The sequence below is a fragment of the Bifidobacterium catenulatum PV20-2 genome, from assembly GCF_000800455.1.
Classification (GTDB): domain Bacteria; phylum Actinomycetota; class Actinomycetes; order Actinomycetales; family Bifidobacteriaceae; genus Bifidobacterium; species Bifidobacterium kashiwanohense_A.
Genome location: NZ_CP007456.1, coordinates 2,239,035 through 2,258,370 on the forward strand (window position 1 = coordinate 2,239,035; position 19,336 = coordinate 2,258,370).

Consider the following 19,336-nt stretch of genomic DNA (forward strand, 5'->3'; position numbering starts at 1 on the left):
AACGAGGATTCCCGCTCGGCGCTGTGAAGTGTTACTTCCTGAACGGACGGCCTACGGCCGCGTTATCCCTGCCTTCACTCGCCTATCGGCTCGCTCAGGGGGAGCCTATGAACAGACCACTGGGCTGTTCACTTAACAGCGTCCTGCAATTAAGGACCGCGCCAGTCGCGGACAGCATATCTACCTCGCGGGGCCCTGCCCGCTCGGCGCGGTCAACGGAAAGCCACCAGGCTTTCCTTTACTTGACCGCGCCCCTCATCACACCACCGACAACCCACTTTTGGGCGAAGATGTAGACGATGAGAACCGGAGCCATGGCCATCAGGTAGGACGCGAAGGCCATCGGATAGTTCGACGTGAACTGGCTTTGGAACACGTACTGTGCGAGCGGAATCGTCTGATTGCTCTGATCAGTCAGCGTGATCAACGGCAGCAGGAAGTCGTTCCAAGCCCACAGTGCGGTCAAAATCGCAATCGTGGCATTAATCGGACCCATCAGCGGGAAAATAATCGTCCAGAAAATGCGCCAAGTGGAAGCACCGTCGATGCGAGCCGCCTCTTCCAACGAAATCGGAATCGAACGAATAAAACCAATCGCAATAAACAGGTTGGTGCCGATGCCAAGAATCGTGTACAGAATAATCAACCCAAGCTGATTATCAAGATGCAGCGAACCCATTTCCTTCGCGACCGGCAGCATGATCACCGTGAACGGCACGAACATCATCGCAAGGAAGAAGTAATACAGGAAGCGGAAGAATCGCTTATCCATATTTCTTGCCACAGCATACGCGACGAACGTGTTCGTCAGCAGCGTCAACACCACCGCGCACACGGTGATGATCGCGGAGTTAAGTGCGGCCTTCGGATAGTTCACCTTATTCCATGCGTCGGCGAAATTATGCCATTCCCACGTGGTCGGCAGGCTGAACGTGCCAGCCTCGCCCGGCGTCTTCAACGCGGTGACCACAGCGAAATACAACGGCACGAGCACGGTGAGGCTCAACACCGTCACAACCGCGGTCAGCCACCAGTTGACCTTGTGGTCCCGGCGGATTTTCTCCGGCTTTGCTTGCGCTTGAACGCCAGTCTTTGCAGTCTTTGCAACAGTTGCGCTAGTCATGATATTTCCTCTTTACCTTCAGACTTTCAGACCCTTGCTCAGACCTTTTCCTTGCCGCTGAAGAACTTCAGCTGCACGAAGGCCAGGATTGCCAGCACGATGAAGAACGTGACTGCGTTCGCCATCTGGTAGGAGTATTCGCCATTACCAAGGCCGTTCTGGAAGATCAGGTACGAGACGGTTTCGGTCTTGGAATCCGGGCCGCCCTTGGTCAATGCCATGATCTGGTCGAACGCGCCGAGCGAATTCTTGAGGCTCAGCACCATGTTGATGGTGAAGAACGGGCCAATCAGCGGGAAGGTGATCTGCCAGAAGTTCTGCCAAGCGTTCACGCCGTCAATTGCGGCTGCCTCGTAAATCTCGTTGTCGATGGTCTGTAGGCCAGCCAAGTACAACAGCGTGGAGTAGGCCACGCCCTGCCAGATCGACAGGAACACAATCGGGAACCATGCCAAATCCGGATTGGAAATCATCGACGTCGACAGCCAATCAATATGCAGCGCCTGGCCGATCGCCGGCAGCGGCGTCATGAAAATGTACTTGAACACGTAGCCGATCACCAGCACCGACAAGGTGTACGGAATGAAGAAGATCGCACGGAACCCGTTTTTGAACGCGATTTTCGAATTCAGCAGCACCGCAAGGAACATGCCAAGAAAATTCGTGCCGATCGTAATCAAAATTGCGATGAAAATAGTAAACAGGTACGCGTGACCAACGCGAGAATCCTGGAACATCGCAATGTAATTCTTCAATCCGATGAATTTGAAATCACCGTAACCCTGCGAATTGGTGAACGAGTATGCCGCGCCCTGCAGGAACGGCCAATACAGGAAGATGAGCACCAGAATCGCAGCCGGAACGGTCATCCAATAAAATGCCGGATCGACCTTGCGCTTGGAATATTTCGAAACCTTATTCTTGGAAGTTTTTGCCGAGTTCTTCGCAGTATTTGCAGTATGTGCGGTAGTCATGTCCGTTCCTCCTCTCACCTGAAGTTTCTAGCTTCGATCTTGTCGTATTCGGATTGCATGCTGTTCAGGAATTTTTCGGTGTTGCCCGACTGAACCAGCGTCTGCAGGAAGCCTGCGAGGTTGATGCTGGCTGGCACGTAATGGTCGCAGAAGTCGGCCAGTTTGCCCGCCTGGTAGAAGTCAAGCACACCGTTCAGCGCTTCATCGCCCACATACGTGTCTTTGTAGGGGGTAAATGCGGACTGCTGCTTGGAGTAGTCCTTGATGTTTTCGTCGTTCATCAGGAAGTCGATGAATTCGCGCGCTTCCTTCTCATGCTTGGTATGCGCACCCATGGTCAGGATCACGTCATCGCCTGCGGTGAGCTGCTGTTCTTTGGCATCATCAGTTGCCGGCATTTGCGCGAAACGCAGGTTGGCGTCGCTGTTGATGAGTCGGATCTGCGGAATCGCGTAGGTGCCGAGTGGCAGAATCGCGGCTTTGCCTGCGGCCAGATCCTGCGTGGCCTGCTGGTAAGTGACGGCCGGATTCTTCTGCGTGTAGTTCTGGTAGATCTCGACCAGCTGATCGCTGACAGTGCCCCACAGGTCGGAGAATTTCTTCGATCCGTCTTTGAGGGAAAGATATTCGGATTCCGGTACCAGCGTGGAGTTGAGTGACGCCAGCGGCGCCTGGAGTGTCCACGGATCGGCGGTGCTCGCTTCGATCGGTACAATGCCCTTGCTCTTAAAGCGTTGCAGCAGGTCGATGAATTCGCTCCATGTCTGCGGCGGGTTGTCGGGATCCTCGCCCGCTTCCTCCCACACGTCGGCGTTGATGATGTAGCCGGACGCGTTGCCCGCATACGGCAGGCCGTACAGGCGCTTCTTGGATTCGTCGTTGGTTTGCACAAGGCTCTTGGCGATGTTCACCATGCCTGGATTGAGTTCGTCGACGATGTCATCGTCGGTGAAATCGTGGAAAACACCCGCTTCGGCGAGCATGCCGAAATTAATGTCGCCATTGATGGTGATGACGTCGGGTTCACGATTTTTCACGAGTCGCGTACGCAAATCAGTGGTTGCGTCGGACGAATTATTGACGTTGACTCTGATGTTGGGATGGGTTTTCTCAAATTCCTTTGCTTTTGCGGTGAACCAGTCCGCCGCTTCGGCTTTGAATTGGAAGAAATCCAAAGTGACGGTTCCAGCGGTGCTGTTGCCGCAACCTGCAAGGCCGGCCGTCAACGCGATTGCGCATGTGGCCGTGAGAGCGCGGTATACAATCCTCCTGAATTTACCTACACTAGTGGTGGAATCAGGTTTCATTCTCGACTCCTTTGTATCTTTTCTCTATTACGGTGGAGCGGCTTCCTTACCACACCACCGTTACTGAGAATTATAGAAGGGGGCGGTTTTCATTCCCAGCTCAGCGCGCCTGTGCGGGGCGGAAAACAAAAACGACGAGATTTTGTTACTCTGAGAAAGTAATTTGACGCACGATGTGCGCGAACGAGAGCACGAAGGATGGTGCAGATGGCAGTTTCACCTCTGCCACAGTGGTTTGAAGGCTCGGAATATACCCATAAAGTCGCGGCTTGCGTCATGAAATACGGTCCGATTTCACGCATTACTTTGGCGCAGATTTTAGGACTTTCGCAGGGGGCGGTTTCCCGTATTACCAGCGATCTGATTTATGCAGGTGTGATCGAGGAGACTCCGATGCCGTCCGGCAAGGTCGGCAAACTGCCGAAGGGTTTCGTTCAGAAAGAAAATACGGAACGTCGCGGCCGTCCGCAAACGGGATTGCGAATAATCGAGAACGCGCGCTCTTTCGTTGGCATGAAAATCAACGCGTCGCATATTTCAGCGGTTGCGGTCAACGCAATCGGGCAAATTATCACCGGATGCCACGATTTGGAAATCGAAGACTCGTCGCCGCAAACTGTGGTCGCGCTGATCAAACAACTGACAGTCGACTGTTCCGACGAGGCAGAGATGGCGGGATGGCCGAAACCGTGCGCCGTGGGAATCTCGCTGGGCGGACATGTCGTCGACGATGCCATAGTGACATTCGCACCGTTCATGCACTGGTCGCAGCCCGTGGAGCTTTCCGCTATGGTTCACGAGGCTACTGGATTGCCGACGGGCATTTACAATGACATCGATTCGTTGGTCGTTGATGCCTGCCTGTTTGGGTCCGGTGTTGGATTGGATAGCTTCGCGGTGCTGACGTTCGGCGCGGGCGTCGGCTATTCGTTGACGTTCAACGGCGAGCTGGTAAGCTGTCCGGATAAAAGTTACGGTTTGGTCGGGCATATTCTGGTCGATCCGGATGGGCCGCGCTGCGTTTCCGGACACAAAGGATGCGCGCAATGCCTGTCCGACAACTCGATAGCGGCGGAATACTCGCAAATCATCGGACATCCCGCATCATTCGACGATTTCGCACGTGACGCACGCGCGAACAAACCGCAGGCGACGAATCTGGTGAACCGCACCTGCTTCCGTCTCGGCACCCTGGTGGCGACCATCGCCAATCTTGCCATGCCAGACAAAATCATGATCGCCGGAGAATCGTCGTTCATCGCAAAATTCGGCATTGACGACTTGCGCAACGGCATCAACATGTATCGGCATAGCCAGGCCGCACCAGTGGATTTTGAAATTCCCGACCACGATTGGGCTTTGTGGGCCAAAGCTGCCGCAGCGCAGGCGATTCGGCAATATGTTGGCTGATTGATTACTTGATTGTTTAATGCAAAAATCCTCCCTTTTGTTCAGGGAGGATTTTTGTTATGCGATTACGGCCTATTCAGCGCTCTCGACGGGCGCAAGCACGGCCTTGAAAAGGACTGCTTGTGCCGGGTGCAGTGCCGGCGGGCGGATGCCGTACGTGGCGAGCGCGCGGCCGGTCATCTTCACACCTTCGACCTTCCACCAGCCGAGCGGGCTCTGTCCGTTGGCGATGTCTTGCTTGGCGAGGTCGAGGCTCACGTCGAGCGGAGACACCTCATACACCTTGTCTGGGTCGAGGCCGGGCAGGCGTACCGGCGCGGCCGGGTAGGTCTGCGAGGTGGTGAGCTGGGTGAAACGGTAGATGGCGGCTGCCTTGTTGGGCATGACCACACCGTCCAGGCGCACTGCCGGATCGGCGGCGTCGGAATGCACGACTGTGTCGACTGCGAACCATTCGCGATGCTTTTTGAATTCGGCGACCCATTCGGCGAGTGTGTCGATGTCTTCCTGCGATTCCTTGAGCAGGTTCCATTCGATGCCCATGTGTCCGAAGAAGGCCATGGCCATGCGCAGTTCCTGTGTGGTTGCGCGGTGCGTGGAGTGTGCCGGTGATGCGCCCACGTGTTCGCCGATCATTTCCGGTGGTACGAGCAGCGAGGTGTAGCGCTGGATGTCGGCGCGTTCCACTGGATCAACGCAGTCGGATCCCCAAATGCGGTCGGCTACTTCGAGAATGCCGAGGTCCACGCGGCCGCCGCCGGAAGAGCAGCTTTCGATTTCAAGTCCCGGATGTGCGGCCTTCAGATTGGTGAAAATGCGATATACGGCGAGCGTCTGCTGGTGCACTGCCGGACGTCCGGTGCGCGGGGAGACGGCTTCGGTGACGAGCTTGTTGTGATCCCACTTGATGTAGTCGATGCCGAGTTCACCAACGAGCTTGTCCATTGCGCCGTAAATGTAGTCGCAGGCATCCGGATTGGTCAGATCCACGACCTGCTGGGTACGTCCTTGCATGGGCAGACGGCCTTCGGTGGGCTTCAGCACCCAGTCGGGATGCGCGCGGAACAGGTCGGAATCTGGGTTGACCATTTCCGGTTCGAACCACAGGCCGAATTCGAGTCCCTTGCCATGCACATAGTCGGCGAGCGCCTTGAGTGACTTTTCGCCGTCGGGCCATACGTCTTGCGAGATCTGCCAGTCGCCGAGGCCGGAGGTGTCGTCGCGGCGGGAGCCGAACCAGCCGTCGTCTACCACGAAACGTTCCACGCCACTTTCCACGGCCTTGTCGGCGAGTGCGGTGAGGGTATCGTAATCATGGTTGAAGTAGACGGCTTCCCACGTGTTGAGAATGACTGGGCGCGGCTTGGGTGCGATGTTATGTTCAGCGAGCCAGTCGCGGTGCACATGGCGAATGTAGCTGTGGAAGCGGGCTGCGACTTCGTTGAGGCCTTCGCCGTAGGAGCCGATGAGCCATGGGGTGGTGTAGGACTCTGAATTGGCGAGGTTGATTTCGCCGCCGAACAGCACTTCGCCGCCGCCGATCACGCCACTGGTGTAGGGCAGACGTTCCGCGGAAAGCACGCTGTTACCGCTCCATGCCACGTGTGCGGAGTAGACGTTGCCGTGCGTGAAGCCGAAGCCTTTTTCGCCGACGCTGAGCAGTAGGGTGGCATCGAAGTCTGGACGTCCGGCCATGGATGCTTTGGCGAAGCGGCCGAGGGTGAAGTCCTGGCGCTGCGGGGAGCGTTCGCGCAGATGATGGCCGGTGGTGGTGAGGATTTCGTTGGCGTCGGCCGGCACGGTGAATGCGAGTTCGATCTTGCCGACTTCGAGCTGGCCTTCGCCGGCGTTCACGACTTCGGCGTTCTGGCGAATAAGCCCGGTTTCGTCGAGTTCGCAGGTCCAGATGAGTTTCACATGCTGTTCCGCATCTTCGGCGGTGACGGTGACGGTCGGGGTCTGCTTGGGTTCGTCGGCCACGCTCCAACTCGGGTATCCGTCTTTTTCGCCCATGACGTAGGTTTTGCCAGCTGCCACGGTTTCGGCGGTGATATTGGTGACTGTGAACTTGCAGAACAGTTCCACGCCGTCGCGACGCACATCAAAGCGGGTTGCGCCGATCCAGGATTCGGATTGCGTGGGCAGCACGCTCGGCCATGAGGTGTAGTCGAGCGCGCCGGAAACGCGCTGTGGCATTTGCGCGTCGAACATGTCGATCACGGTTGCCGGGGCTACGAGCGGGCGGCCCCAATGCACGAGTCGTGGCAGATCATTGCCGGGGAATACGAGTGCGAACGCCACGTTTGCGGCTGGCTGTTCGGCGTAGACCGCAGTGAGTTCGGTACCGTTGGTAGCGTTGCCATGGAAGGTTTGAATGAGCGTCATTGCAGCATCCTTTACATATTGCGATTGTCTTGTACTGTCATCTTAGATGGTATGACAAGCTTCATTTGTTGACGTCGCCGAGCGTGTTTCTTTCTTTCGGAAAGTATTTCTTGCGTCCACGGAATCGCAAGAAATACCATTACGTAAACATTACTGTTGAAATCACAATCATCTTTACCGAGATTTACTTGGTATTTCAATATTTCTTACGCTTTTTGCGACTGTAAAACCGCAATTATCGTTTTCCAGCGAAAAAATCAGTCATCAATCGCGCGCATTCCATTTCGCGCACACCACCAACGACTTCCGGAACATGACCGACGTGAGGGTCACGCGGAATGTCCCAAATCGAACCGCATGCACCTAATTTGGCATCCCACGCGCCGAACACGATTCGTCCGACATGCGTTTGCAGGCACGCGCCGGCACACATCGGGCACGGCTCCAAGGTAACAATCAACGTGCAGTCGGCAAGATTCCACGTACCAAGCGACCGAGCGGCCTGAGTCATGGCCTTGACCTCGGCGTGCGCCAACGGATCGACATGCGCCTCGCGCAGATTGCGCCCCCGACCAATCACCGCTCCCCCAGCGTCAAGCACGACGGCGCCGACCGGCACCTCACCCTCCGCGGCGGCCTCGCGAGCCAACTCGATCGCGAGTCCCATGTCGTCACTCCACTGCATATCCGCCACTATACGATTCCACTCGCGTAAGGCAAAAGACGAAACACGCCCATAAATACCTCTTGGTAGGCTGGAAGAGTTAGGAAAATGCGCGCAAAGGAGGCACGTTGGCGGTATTCGAATTGATTTTATGTATTATCGCCGCGGTTGTGCTGTCTTCCTTTATCAGCCGTTTCATTCCCAAGGTTTCCACGCCTCTTGTACAGATCGCGTTGGGTGCGTTGGCATCGCAATTGCCGTTTTTCCCGAACGTCACGCTCGACCCGGAACTGTTCATGGTGCTGTTCATTGCGCCACTGCTGTATTTGGAAGCGCATGAGATCGACAAAAGCGAGCTGTTGAAATCCGTTAAACTGTCACTTTCATTGGCGATTGGACTAGCGATCGCTACGATGGTTGCCGTTGGTTTCGCACTGCATGCAGCATGGCCCGCAATTCCCCTTGCCGCGGCTTTGGCGCTCGGTGCCGCGCTCGGACCGACCGACGCGGTCGCCGTATCTTCGCTCGGCAAGGAAGCCGCTCTTACGCAACGGCAAACCAGCGTGCTCAAGGGCGAATCCCTGTTCAACGACGCGTCCGGCATTGTCGGCTTCCAGTTTGCGATCGCGGCGGCTATCAGCGGCGTATTCGAAGTGGGCGATTCGGCCGCACAGTTCGTGTTCTCGTTCTTCGGCGGCGCTATTTTCGGCCTCGTGGTAGGCATGGTTGCCGACATGCTATTCGAAACGCTCCGATCCTTCGGCTGGGAGACAACCACAAGCCGTATTTTGATGGAATTGTTCCTGCCGTTCATTCTGTATTTGGGCGCGGAAGCGGCGCATGTTTCCGGCATTCTTTCGGTAGTGACGGCCGGTTTGATCATCCGTTTCGACCGCACTGGCATCGGCCCGAATGTTGCGCGCACCAACATTGTTTCATCAAGCGTATGGGGGGTATTCTCGTTCACGCTCAACGGCACGGTGTTCATTCTGCTTGGCATGCTGCTACCGAATGCGATGAGTACAAGCTGGGATGATCCTCAGGTCAGCAATTGGCTGCTGCTGGCTGCGATTCTTGCGGTTTCCGCAGTGGTGATCGTCATGCGATTCCTGTGGATTTCATTGATGCTACGTCTCGCGCGAGATACCGTCACCGGCAAGCGACGTAAGATGACGAAGCAACGTTGGCGTTCGGCCGCGGTCATGACGTTCGGCGGGCCGAAAGGCACCATCACTCTGTCGTTGATGTTCACGATCCCGTACACCATTACGGGAGGCGCGTGGTTCCCCATGCGTGACGAACTGATCTTCATCGCAGGTGGCGTGATCGTCGTAACCTTGCTGCTCGCCAACTTCCTGCTGCCACTGCTGGCGCCGAATCGCAATAAAGACACTTCCGTGGAAATGACCGAAATCACCATCGAAGTGTTGCGACGGACCGTGGAGGAACTGACGGGACGAGTCACCCCCGACAATCGTCGTGCGGTGCTGATGATCATCGACTCGTATACGAAACGTATCACAAGACTGAAGCAGCGCATCGGAGAAATCGATCCGCAAGGGTATATGCAACTGCAGATCGACGCGCTCAACTGGGAGAAGGAATACGTCAAGGCGCGACTGGCGAAAGTCAAAGCGACGCCGAACGACGACAAGGCAGCGCACGATCTGGAAATCGAAGCATGCGAGCGCCTGCTTGACCAGATCATGAGCTCGCTGCGTCATATTGAAACGGAACATAATTCCGGACGCACCATCTGGCGAGTCAAAGGCCGCTTCAGGGCGCTGCAGAGGCGTACGGGCACCATGTTGAAGCGTGTAAACAGCCGCATTCGCCGCACTACCCCGCTGTTCAGCGACGACGAGCTGTTCGCGCACACCCGCGTGGTGCAGGTGGATGCCATCGAACATGTGATCGACCGCCTTTATGAGGAGATGGGCCGCGACACGTACAATACGGAACATTGTTCGGCACTGCTGTTGGATTACCGACGAGGCGAAGCTACGCTGAAGTCGCGCCCGAATATGGGCACGAGCGCGGAGGCGCAGGCGCAGGCGGAAGATGTGAAGCGTGAAAGCTACGGTATCGAGCTGGGTGTGATCCAAGACATGTACGAGGCGGGCGACATTACGCGTGCACAATCTAAGCAGCTGCGACGCAACGTGTATGTGATGAGCGTGGACGCCGACGCGCAGATCTAGCATCCGCTGATCTGATGGGATCAGCAAGCTGACGTGAGCCGGTGATTCGCCATGAGTTTGTTTGCGGACGAACTTGGAAGCGTGGAGGACGAGATAACTGCGGGAACGGAACACGGCGTGGAAGGCGGCAAACTGGAGGCCGTTCCACAATCTAAAACACGGGGGGAATTGAAATTCTCAGAAATTTCCCAGAAAACACCAGACATGTACTCAGCATCGTCTGCTTATATAGGAGATGTCAGCAAAAGAGCCGACCAGGAACCCCAGCAGTTCCCGACAATTGAACCCTTTCTTCTTCTCTCTCCTTTCTCTCCCCGGTGGTCTTCTCTCCACCGGGGTTTCTTTTTGCCTTCAACGGGTGGATTCCTCCAGTCAGTGGGAGCATCTGCCCGCCAGCAAGCCGCCCAACGTCCCAAAACCTCCACCCACTGGCACAATCATCCCGCTTACAAGCCATCCAGAGTCCAGATTCCTCCAGTCAGTAAGAGAATCCGCCCGCTGGCAGCGCACTCAAAGTCCAGAAACCGCAACTCACTGGAACAATCACCCCGCTTACAAGCCACTCAGCGTCCCAATCCTTCCAGTGACTGGGAGGATCGCCCCGCTGGAACGGGTATATTGGAGGCATGAGTGAAATACGCGAGCACGAGACCAGCGATTCCCACGACTCCAGCAACCCAAACACCCCGACCGGTCTGATCGGACGCGAATCGCAGGCGGTTCCGGGGCGGTTCGGCGAGCCGCTGCAGGTCACGCACGTGCAGTATTCGCGTGGGGACGGCAATGCGGCTCCACGACGACCGCTGTTCCTCTGTCTGCACGGCTGGGGCTCCAATGAGGCCGATCTGGCCGACATGATGCGTTATGTGGCCCCTTACAACGATTTCGCGTCGTTACGCGCGCCGCTCGCGCTGCAGGAGGCTGGCTCCGGTGAATTCGGTTTCGGTCAGGGCGCGTATTCGTGGTTCCATGATTGCGTACCGTCCGGCGAAGATCTGGATCGCGACGCTTATGCTGCCGCTCAAGCCATTGACGATTGGGTTGCGCACTATGTTCCCGAAGATCGCGCTGTGGTGCCGATCGGTTTTTCGCAGGGTGGTTTGCTGGCGATTCATCTGCTGCGTGTTCATCCAGAACGGTACGCCGCGTCAATCTCGCTTTCCGGCTTCCTTGCGCCGGGAATCGTCGCCGGTAGCACGCCGGCCGACAGTCATGTCGCGGAATTGAATATTCCTGTGTTCTACGGTTATGGCAAGAACGATACCGTGATTCCGATGCCGGAGCTTTTCGCAACCGCCGCCTGGTTGGACGAACATACGTTCCTCACGTCGAAAAGCTACCGTGGACTCGATCATGCGGTCAGTCTCAACGAGTTCAGCGATTTGCGCGACTGGCTTGCAACACACGATATCGCACCGGGAATCCTGTAAGAAACCCTGCGGAAGAATCCCATAGAAAAACCTGCAGAAAATCCGATGCAACGGATTTTTGCGCACCAAGCACACGGCAATCGTTACAGCCCGATATAAGCCACGATATAGCGATACCGCGTTAGACTAGAGCCAGCTAATAATCATTTCGCAATTGCCAGCATTCGCACGCTCAACCATGCGAACGTTCGAATGTTGGCGAGCGCCATACCGGCACATTCGCGTGCCTGGCAATAAGGAGTTTCGATGCTGCTGTCCGATCGCGACATTCTCGCCGCGCAGGCCGAAGGTCATATTTCACTCGATCCGTGGACCCCGGAAATGGTGCAGCCCGCTTCCATTGACGTGCGTTTGGACCGTTTCTTCCGCCTGTTCAACAATCATGCGTACACGTATGTCGATCCGGCTGAGAATCAGGGCGAGCTGACTGAGCAGTTCGAGGTGGCTCCAGGCGAACCATGGATTCTGCATCCGGGTGAGTTCGCATTGGGTTCCACGTGGGAGTATGTGAAGCTTGATCCGACGATTGCCGCCCGTCTGGAGGGCAAGAGCTCGCTGGGTCGTTTGGGTATTCTCACGCATTCCACCGCAGGCTTCATCGACCCTGGTTTCGAGGGACATATCACGTTGGAATTGTCGAATGTGTCGACATTGCCGGTGAAGTTGTGGCCTGGCATGAAGATCGGCCAGATGTGCTTTTTCCAGCTCAGCTCTCCCGCCGAACATCCGTACGGTTCGCAAGGCACCGGATCGCATTATCAGGGCCAACGCGGTCCGACGCCAAGCCGTTCCTACGTGAACTTCTACAAAGCCGACATCACCGACTAATCATCAAATATTCTTGGATTATCGCAATATATTGCCGATATATGGCGATTGATATTCCCCAAGATTGCAAAAAAGATTGGCTATCACATATCGCATGATAGCCAATCTTTTTTGCAATCTTCTATTGAGATTTCCCGTTGCAATATCAGCAATATCGAATGATATTCAGGTAAGGGTCCGCAGACATTAATCCGACTTATTACTGCGAATCTATTTTGGGATACTTTCAGAATAAATTCGTTCAGCAAGATCATTACTTACGCTGATTCCACCATCAAGAATATCATCCATGATAAGCGGGAAAACTTCGTATAGGTCATGAAGCGCATTATCACGTTGAAAAACTATGTCATATGCCGTAGCACCATCACAGCAACGAATATTTTCTTTCTCAGGCCTGCCCGACACCTTCCAAGGTCGGTCATATCGCTCAGAAGTCTTGGGGACAATCTGGAAAATATAGGCTATAGCTCCATGGGTCTTCGCTGCAAGATCCAAGGTATCCCATACTTCCTTCTCATCAGAAGCCTTAATTGTGTTAAAGCGATTCTTTACTTCTGCGACTAAAGGCTTTCCGAAGCGCGAATCAGTGAATCCTGGTTCCATTTTGAGGTCAATGCCGCCGCCATTAGAGCCAAGATCCACCCAGCCGGGCGCAAGACTCAATATATGTTGGTGCCATAAACCAACACTGTTGGAAAGCGTCTTGTTGATTTTCCTTTCGACTTCAAAATGAAGAACATTTTCAAGAGTGCTCTCAGAAATAATTGATTGTGCCACCAAAGTAAAGGGGTCCGGAGGATTACTTTTCTTCTCTTTCTTTTTATTAATCGCTGATTCAAAGACATGCTTCGTCTTCTCATATAGCGCATCTTGGTCAATCCAGTCTAAGCCGTAATCGTGTCCCATTGCCACTCCAATCTTTCCTCCGTTTGAAAGACTAATCGACAGTTTAGCAATACAGTACTTACGAAACTTCTGTGAAACAAAATTTTTTTCTTTCAATATGGTAACCCTTACATAAGTAAGGGTTACCATATATCATGAAAGAATGGAGCAAGTAACAGTAACAAAGGCAAGCCATCTTTTAGACGTGTCCGCTGACACCATTCGGCGATGGTCAAAACTTGGGCTTTTACGATGCACTCGAGACAAGAACAACAACCGCTTGTTCGATCTTGAAGAAATTCGCCGTGTGCAACGTAAACACGAAAATACTACGTCCAAAGCCGAGAAACCTCGATTCAAAGTGCTTAAATCCTCACCGACGAATTACGTAAGCCTAGAACTATTCGCCGGTGCCGGCGGAACTGCGCTCGGAATGCATAATGCCGGTTTCCAACACATCATGCTTAACGAATTTGATAAAAATGCGTGTGCCACCTTGCGGCTTAATATGCCTTCCTGGAATGTTGTTGAAGGTGACATTCATGAAGTTGATTTCGCAGAATACGCAGGGAAAGTAGACTTACTTCAAGGCGGCGTGCCTTGCCAAGCCTTTTCCTACGCAGGTCTATCTCGAGGCTTTGAAGACACTCGAGGAACCTTGTTCTTTGAGTTTGCACGCGCCGTGAAGCAAGTGCAGCCCAAAGTACTCATGATGGAAAATGTTCGAGGTTTACTCACCCATGATCACGGCAGAACAATAATGACAATGCTGCGTGCTCTTGATGGCATCGGTTATAAGGTTGCCATTAAAATTCTGCATGCCCAGTTTCTTGATGTCGCTCAAAAACGAGAAAGACTCGTGCTTATAGGCGTGCGTAAGGATCTTGATATACCGATTCTTTATCCGAAAGAAACCAGCGACATTCTCACCCTTTGGGATGCGATTGGCGATTGTCCAAAATCGGAGGGAATGGAATATTCTCCCGCAAAAAAGAAAGTGCTCAGTCTAGTACCGCCTGGCGGTTACTGGAGAGACCTTCCTGAGGATATACAGAAATCATATCTGAAGGGATCTTACAATCTTCCCGGAGGGAAAACAGGTATGGCAAGACGTCTCGCTTGGAACGAACCTTCCTTGACTCTGACATGCGCACCCGCGCAAAAGCAAACGGAACGCTGTCATCCTGAAGAGACACGACCTCTAACTGTCCGAGAGTATGCTCGAATCCAGAGCTTCCCTGATGAATGGAAATTCGTAGGTTCCATTGCCTCTCAATATCGCCAAATCGGCAATGCAGTTCCATGCAATCTTTCATTCCATGCTGGGAAAGCTATCATTGCCATGCTTAGCAATAATGATAGAGAATCATTCACAGAGGTTGCTCCCATCGACGTTGACAACATGACAACAGAAACACTCAAACATGACTCACTAGCTGCTTTTTAAACAGGACTGTGCATAGTATCTATGCCCGATTTATACTTGATGAGGCATAATACAATATAAACTATGCGCGGGTATTTGGATATTATTAATTAGAGTGCAGCCTTAGGGATGAATATACTCCAGCATTTCTATGCGTCTCTCATGTATTATGCGAAATTGTTCTGCACGTGGCAACATGCTAATGTTTTCTTGAATTTGTTGAGACTCAGAGAGCCCTAGAAAACGTCATCACCTCGACCGGGTTACAACAACTTGACGATATGCATGCTCGACGCGATGCCGGGCATGCATATCGTCGATTTAAGTGAATACTTCGGGCGCAGGCGGTCGATAAACAGTGTCTTCTCCCCGTTCGATAGGCGCCTCAAATCAGCGCTAAGTCTTTACTAATTCATGCGACTCACTTGGACGGTGTCCGGATTCGATACGATCCTGGTTCTTTCTTCATGGCTCGCATGTCGGCGAATCGAAGCCTTTCCGTCTCTGTACGCGCGATACACGTTGAAGATTTCAAGCATGGAATTCGAGGAGAGGCTGAATACCACGTGCCTGCACATCCTGTAGATCAGCATGTGTGGAAAGCCGATTGTCGGAAAACGGAGCGTGTATTTCGAAGTTCGGAACGGGAATAACTCCTCGCTGCTTTATCCCATATCGGCGGCTGGAGATTCCAGGATCACCACATTGCTCGGCATCCTTTTCATGCCGAGCAATGTGGTTACCGGACGCCCAACGATGGCGCCGGTAAACGCGTTGGGTTCGAAATACGGAATCGATCCCTCCCCTGCGGGCACGCCTCCGCGCCTTTCCTGACGTCCAGCATCACATGATTGGAATCCCGTCGTTCCGCAGACTTTCCCCGAACGAAAGCCCATGCCTCCCGGCAACGCTTAGGGAATACGTCCGTGCGCGAAACACGGGAAAAGCCATGCATGGATGCTAGAAACGGTGGCATGTCCACGAATGGCCATCCGCAGACATACAATTCAGCCACCATAGGCAGGGTTAACATCCGGCCAATGTCAGAGTGCTCAATAGTGTTCAAGGACGGACGGGATGCACAGGTCGCCGTCCTCGACCATGCACACCAATTGCAGAAGGAGAGTCCACAGTCTACAGCCTTTCATTCAGCCAGTCGAGCACAAGTCCGATGGCTTTGTCTCCACGGAATCCGTAGGCGGCATGGCTCGCGTTATCGAGCTTATAGAAGGTGACGTCCTTATTGAGCGCTTTCATCGTGGCATACAGACGGCAACTCTGATTGAACGGCACAAGCAAATCTCGTCCACCATGCATGATCAGCGTCGGCGGTGTCGGATGGTCGGTAGACAGGTAGGTCAGAGGCGAGGCCTCACGGCTCCTGTCCGGATTATCCAGGACTCTCACGCCTCCTATCTCCATGCCTTCTGGGCACTGTGCGGGGTTATGATCCTGCGAGCTTGGGTAGTAGTTCATCTTCACAAAATCGGTAGGACCGTACCAGTCCACGATGCAGGAGACCTTCGAGCTGGTTTCAGCGTAATCTGCCGTATCCGGATCCTCGTCGCCAGTGAATCCGGACATCAGCACAGTGTGGCCGCCTGCCGAATCTCCGAACAGCGCAATACGCTCCGGGTCGAATCCAAGACGTTCCGCATTCTGACGAACATAACGGATTGCAGTCTTACAGTCCTGCGTCTGCGCCGGGAACGGGGCAACCGTACTTGGACGATATTCGGGCACAACTACGGCGTATCCCTTTTCAGCGAGTCTGATGTACAAACTGTTGAAACTGCTGGGGGTCGGTTTGAAAAAGCCCGCTCCACGCATGAAGACGATTACCGGCCACCCGTTCTCGTGATTGGCGTCTGGCATGTTCGGGTCGTCATGGAACGGCGTATAGATGTCAAGATTCAAATCAAGCGGCCCACCCTTGGTCTCCCGCGTCACATACTTTTCCTTGGTGACATAGGTGGAGAAGAAGAACGTGTCTTCGAAACCATCCACGACGACGCATCCATCCGGTACTTCGTCGGAATGAGGGAATTCGGCAACCTTATCGACAGGTGTCGGAATCGGCTTGAGTGGTTCGGACGAAGCCGGTGCGACCATGTCTTCAATATCGATGTTGCTCATTGGTTGCTCCTCGCTTCTCTCAGGCCGTGACGGACTTGGCGGCGGTCTTCTTCTTGTCGTTGACCATGAAAATGACTATCAGGACGATAACCACGGCCATGAATCCTGCACCCATGTTCAGCGACTTCCAAGGGCTGGTGATACCAGTGACGGCACCAAGCAACGCGAATGCGTACGGAGGAATAAACGATCCGACGGAGTTGCCGAAGAAGGCATAGGAAGTGGTCTGGGCGGAAATCGACGGGTCGGTGTGCTCATTGACGAGGATGTTGACATACGGCATGAACCAGCAGAATCCGACGCCGAGCAGTACGCCGGCGATGTTCCATGCTGCCAGCGAGGTGGTGTTGCCCCAAATCAGCAGCGCTGCACCCTGCATCGCGACTGCGATTACACCGATCCGCATGCCCACGAAGCTCTTGACCAAGCCGAAGACGAGGCCGCCGAGCAGAGAAGAGATGGAAATGATGGTAATAACGGTGGCTGCCTGAACCGCAGTGATAGTGCCGGTCTCCTCCGCCGCAAGAGAAAGGTTGATTGTGTAGAAGCCATAGCCGGTAGCGAAGATAATCTGCAGCAGCATTCCGAAGTACGCGGAGATGGGCGTCTTCCTGCGCTTCAGCTTGTCTTCGGAGGTCGTTGCATCTTCGCGGCCGAGATCATTCACTGCGTTCGGGATGAAGAGCAGAACTATCACAGTGACGAGCAGAGCGAAGAAATACACGTAGTAGAAATAATGCCAGTCGAAAGACATGATGCCTGCGATGGTGGAAGAGATGATGGTTGCACCCAAGCCAACGGCAGATGACTGGAAGCCCATTAGCGTATCTGCTTCCTTGCCCTTGAAGCAGTCAACGATCAGGGATGCGGACAACGGCTGAATCAGGCCTAAACCAAACCCGGCGAGCACGCGCAGCGCAGTCTGCCCGTCAAGAAGCGGGATGAACATCGGGAAGAAGCCGCCGACAAAGCAGAGCAGCGTGCCGATGACGCATAGGTTCTTCTTGCCGATTCTGGTGGCGAATCGTCCGCCTATAAGCGTGGCAACGATATTACCCAGCACGGGCACTGTCACGAAGCACTGCAGCTCCATGGCCGAAGCGTTCGGGAAATCCTGCTTGAGGCTTGAGACCACGGCTGCTGTCACGGAAATGCTTTGCAACAGCAGCGCGAGAGAAAGGATAGCGCCTTTCAACATCACTTTCTTTGACCCGGATTGAGGCAGTCCTGACAGCGGATCACGGTCGACCCTCTGCACATTCGATGTGGTTGTTTCAGTCATGTCATGCTCCTTTGCTTGTCGTCTTCACGAAACCGGATTTCAGCTCCATGCTGAAGGTTTGCCAGCGAAGACAGCTCCAAGCATATGTAAGCACTAAATGACCTATTGGGGCGTTTATTGACGCAGAAAAGTCATTTTGTGACCAGGATCTTCCTATTCGACTTGTCCTGGACGATGCCTTCTACGGAATGCTGCTGGAGTGGCAGAGAAACGGTCGCTGAACGCCTTGGTGAAAGATTTCACGTTGGCAAAGCCGTTACGATCTGCGATGTCCGCAATGGTATCTGAACCGTTCATCAGATCGTCAAGCGCCGATTGCAAGCGGATTTCCGTCAGATAACGATCAGGCGTCACTCCGGTGCCGCTTTTGAACATACGCGAGAAGTACTCGCGACAGTATCCGAAATGCGTGGAGATGTCGCCAATTGACATTTTCTCGGTGTAATGATGTTCCATATATTCAGTGATGTTACGCACTCCCGATATATCCTTTGGCAAAGGATTATCTGCTGAATGGCTATCGGCTTTGCAGTGGGTGCAGATATGCATCAATAGACTGTATAGCAGCGCGTTCAGTTCGATGATTTGAAGATCCGCGTCGTCATCGCTCACACATAGGGCAATTCGCTCGCACAACCCTAACATCTCTCCATCAGCCAGACCGTTAAAGCCGTAGACAACGCCTTGATTGAGGCGAATTCCAGACAGGCTTGGGCACATACGCGACAGATACTCTCCATCGAATGATATAGACAGAACATTCTGCCCTTCACTGCCCAGATGCGGATGAATCGAATGCAGAGATTTCGGACTAATCAGCCCTATCGACCCGTCATGCAACGTCGTTTCGATGCCATCTATGAACAGGGTCACTTCGCCATGGCGCACGTAGACTACTTCTATGCCGAGATGCCAATGAAGTGGAACATCTTGAGCCGGCATTTCGGTGTGCATACGAACGATTGCGGGATATAGCCGACTGCCTCCCCATGATTCGTGATGATCTGCCCCGATGGCCATATCGTAATTGATGTGCCTGTCGATATAGAACATGCGCGCTGATGCCGCTGAAGTGAACATGCAGCCATTGTAATGGCATCCGGCGTGACGGATCCCGCGCCGGCTTTTCCTCCCCTGCCGTCAGGCGCTTCCTTCTAGGTGCCTGTATCACGGACGGCTTCTTGGATCCGGCGAGCATCTGCCGTTCCCAGTTTCTCACGACCGATGGGTCGACCCTCAGCTCGGCGGCCGCCTCGCGTGATTTCAACCGTCCGGACGCGAC

General features: G+C 54.0%; 15 protein-coding genes. 5 read left to right on the forward strand and 10 right to left on the reverse strand.

What is annotated here, in order from left to right; all coding sequences use genetic code 11:
* Positions 1-238: 238 nt before the first annotated feature.
* The 3 genes from AH68_RS09560 to AH68_RS09570 are packed head-to-tail and all read right to left on the reverse strand — an operon-like array spanning position 239 to position 3,404.
* Positions 239-1,123: a carbohydrate ABC transporter permease gene (locus AH68_RS09560; protein ID WP_039199497.1), complete on the reverse strand. Its 885-nt coding sequence runs from the start codon at positions 1,121-1,123 to the stop codon at positions 239-241.
* A gap of 38 nt (positions 1,124-1,161) precedes the next feature.
* Positions 1,162-2,097 (reverse strand): carbohydrate ABC transporter permease, encoded by a 936-nt coding sequence (locus AH68_RS09565; RefSeq protein WP_039199499.1) that lies wholly within the window; start codon positions 2,095-2,097, stop codon positions 1,162-1,164.
* 14 nt (positions 2,098-2,111) lie between these two features.
* Positions 2,112-3,404 carry an ABC transporter substrate-binding protein gene (locus AH68_RS09570; protein WP_039199500.1) on the reverse strand — a complete coding sequence of 431 codons (1,293 nt, stop codon included), beginning with the start codon at positions 3,402-3,404 and terminating at the stop codon, positions 2,112-2,114.
* 207 nt (positions 3,405-3,611) lie between these two features.
* On the opposite strand from AH68_RS09570, the gene AH68_RS09575 reads away from it, so the two are divergent.
* Complete coding sequence (locus tag AH68_RS09575; protein WP_039200078.1) at positions 3,612-4,814, forward strand: ROK family protein; 1,203 nt, start codon at positions 3,612-3,614, stop codon at positions 4,812-4,814.
* A 72-nt stretch (positions 4,815-4,886) separates the two neighbouring features.
* Here the strand turns inward: AH68_RS09575 and AH68_RS09580 are convergent, their stop codons facing one another.
* Positions 4,887-7,199: an alpha-galactosidase gene (locus tag AH68_RS09580; RefSeq protein WP_039199501.1), complete on the reverse strand. Its 2,313-nt coding sequence runs from the start codon at positions 7,197-7,199 to the stop codon at positions 4,887-4,889.
* A gap of 235 nt (positions 7,200-7,434) precedes the next feature.
* Positions 7,435-7,884, reverse strand: a complete 450-nt coding sequence (locus AH68_RS09585; RefSeq protein WP_039200080.1) for a nucleoside deaminase — start codon at positions 7,882-7,884, stop codon at positions 7,435-7,437.
* Between the two features lie 107 nt (positions 7,885-7,991).
* On the opposite strand from AH68_RS09585, the gene AH68_RS09590 reads away from it, so the two are divergent.
* From AH68_RS09590 to dcd, 3 genes are all read left to right on the forward strand, one after another.
* The gene (locus AH68_RS09590) at positions 7,992-10,064 is read left to right on the forward strand and encodes a cation:proton antiporter (RefSeq protein WP_039199503.1); all 2,073 of its coding nucleotides are present in this window, start codon (positions 7,992-7,994) and stop codon (positions 10,062-10,064) included.
* 626 nt (positions 10,065-10,690) lie between these two features.
* On the forward strand, positions 10,691-11,494 hold the full coding sequence (locus AH68_RS09600; RefSeq protein WP_081995928.1) for an alpha/beta hydrolase: 804 nt from the start codon (positions 10,691-10,693) through the stop codon (positions 11,492-11,494).
* Between the two features lie 246 nt (positions 11,495-11,740).
* Positions 11,741-12,322: a dCTP deaminase gene (gene dcd / locus AH68_RS09605; RefSeq protein WP_004223871.1), complete on the forward strand. Its 582-nt coding sequence runs from the start codon at positions 11,741-11,743 to the stop codon at positions 12,320-12,322.
* A 210-nt stretch (positions 12,323-12,532) separates the two neighbouring features.
* Here the strand turns inward: dcd and AH68_RS09610 are convergent, their stop codons facing one another.
* Complete coding sequence (locus tag AH68_RS09610; RefSeq protein ID WP_201772594.1) at positions 12,533-13,327, reverse strand: Eco47II family restriction endonuclease; 795 nt, start codon at positions 13,325-13,327, stop codon at positions 12,533-12,535.
* Positions 13,328-13,373: 46 nt separating this feature from the next.
* Here AH68_RS09610 and dcm point away from each other — a divergent pair, with 46 nt between their 5' ends.
* On the forward strand, positions 13,374-14,657 hold the full coding sequence (dcm, locus tag AH68_RS09615) for a DNA cytosine methyltransferase (RefSeq protein ID WP_039199508.1): 1,284 nt from the start codon (positions 13,374-13,376) through the stop codon (positions 14,655-14,657).
* 644 nt (positions 14,658-15,301) lie between these two features.
* Here the strand turns inward: dcm and AH68_RS10805 are convergent.
* The 4 genes from AH68_RS10805 to AH68_RS09630 all read right to left on the reverse strand — a co-directional run bounded on the left by AH68_RS10805 (position 15,302) and on the right by AH68_RS09630 (position 19,134).
* Positions 15,302-15,451: a hypothetical protein gene (locus AH68_RS10805; RefSeq protein ID WP_158333002.1), complete on the reverse strand. Its 150-nt coding sequence runs from the start codon at positions 15,449-15,451 to the stop codon at positions 15,302-15,304.
* 319 nt (positions 15,452-15,770) lie between these two features.
* Positions 15,771-16,772, reverse strand: a complete 1,002-nt coding sequence (locus AH68_RS09620) for an alpha/beta hydrolase (protein WP_039199510.1) — start codon at positions 16,770-16,772, stop codon at positions 15,771-15,773.
* 19 nt (positions 16,773-16,791) lie between these two features.
* On the reverse strand, positions 16,792-18,054 hold the full coding sequence (locus tag AH68_RS09625) for an MFS transporter (protein ID WP_039199512.1): 1,263 nt from the start codon (positions 18,052-18,054) through the stop codon (positions 16,792-16,794).
* Between the two features lie 153 nt (positions 18,055-18,207).
* Entirely contained in the window at positions 18,208-19,134 is a 927-nt protein-coding gene (locus AH68_RS09630; RefSeq protein ID WP_236682413.1) for an AraC family transcriptional regulator, read from the reverse strand.
* Between the last annotated feature and the right edge of the window lie 202 nt (positions 19,135-19,336).

What these genes read in the sequence shown, in the direction of transcription:
- AH68_RS09580 (WP_039199501.1), bottom strand. Translation starts at nt 7,199, where the DNA reads ATGACGCTCATTCAAACCTTCCATGGCAACGCTACCAACGGTACCGAA.
- dcd (WP_004223871.1), top strand. Translation starts at nt 11,741, where the DNA reads ATGCTGCTGTCCGATCGCGACATTCTCGCCGCGCAGGCCGAAGGTCAT.
- AH68_RS09560 (WP_039199497.1), bottom strand. Translation starts at nt 1,123, where the DNA reads ATGACTAGCGCAACTGTTGCAAAGACTGCAAAGACTGGCGTTCAAGCG.
- AH68_RS09585 (WP_039200080.1), bottom strand. Translation starts at nt 7,884, where the DNA reads ATGCAGTGGAGTGACGACATGGGACTCGCGATCGAGTTGGCTCGCGAG.
- AH68_RS09575 (WP_039200078.1), top strand. Translation starts at nt 3,612, where the DNA reads ATGGCAGTTTCACCTCTGCCACAGTGGTTTGAAGGCTCGGAATATACC.
- AH68_RS09625 (WP_039199512.1), bottom strand. Translation starts at nt 18,054, where the DNA reads ATGACTGAAACAACCACATCGAATGTGCAGAGGGTCGACCGTGATCCG.
- AH68_RS09570 (WP_039199500.1), bottom strand. Translation starts at nt 3,404, where the DNA reads ATGAAACCTGATTCCACCACTAGTGTAGGTAAATTCAGGAGGATTGTA.
- AH68_RS09565 (WP_039199499.1), bottom strand. Translation starts at nt 2,097, where the DNA reads ATGACTACCGCACATACTGCAAATACTGCGAAGAACTCGGCAAAAACT.
- dcm (WP_039199508.1), top strand. Translation starts at nt 13,374, where the DNA reads ATGGAGCAAGTAACAGTAACAAAGGCAAGCCATCTTTTAGACGTGTCC.
- AH68_RS09620 (WP_039199510.1), bottom strand. Translation starts at nt 16,772, where the DNA reads ATGAGCAACATCGATATTGAAGACATGGTCGCACCGGCTTCGTCCGAA.
- AH68_RS09630 (WP_236682413.1), bottom strand. Translation starts at nt 19,134, where the DNA reads ATGTTCACTTCAGCGGCATCAGCGCGCATGTTCTATATCGACAGGCAC.
- AH68_RS09600 (WP_081995928.1), top strand. Translation starts at nt 10,691, where the DNA reads ATGAGTGAAATACGCGAGCACGAGACCAGCGATTCCCACGACTCCAGC.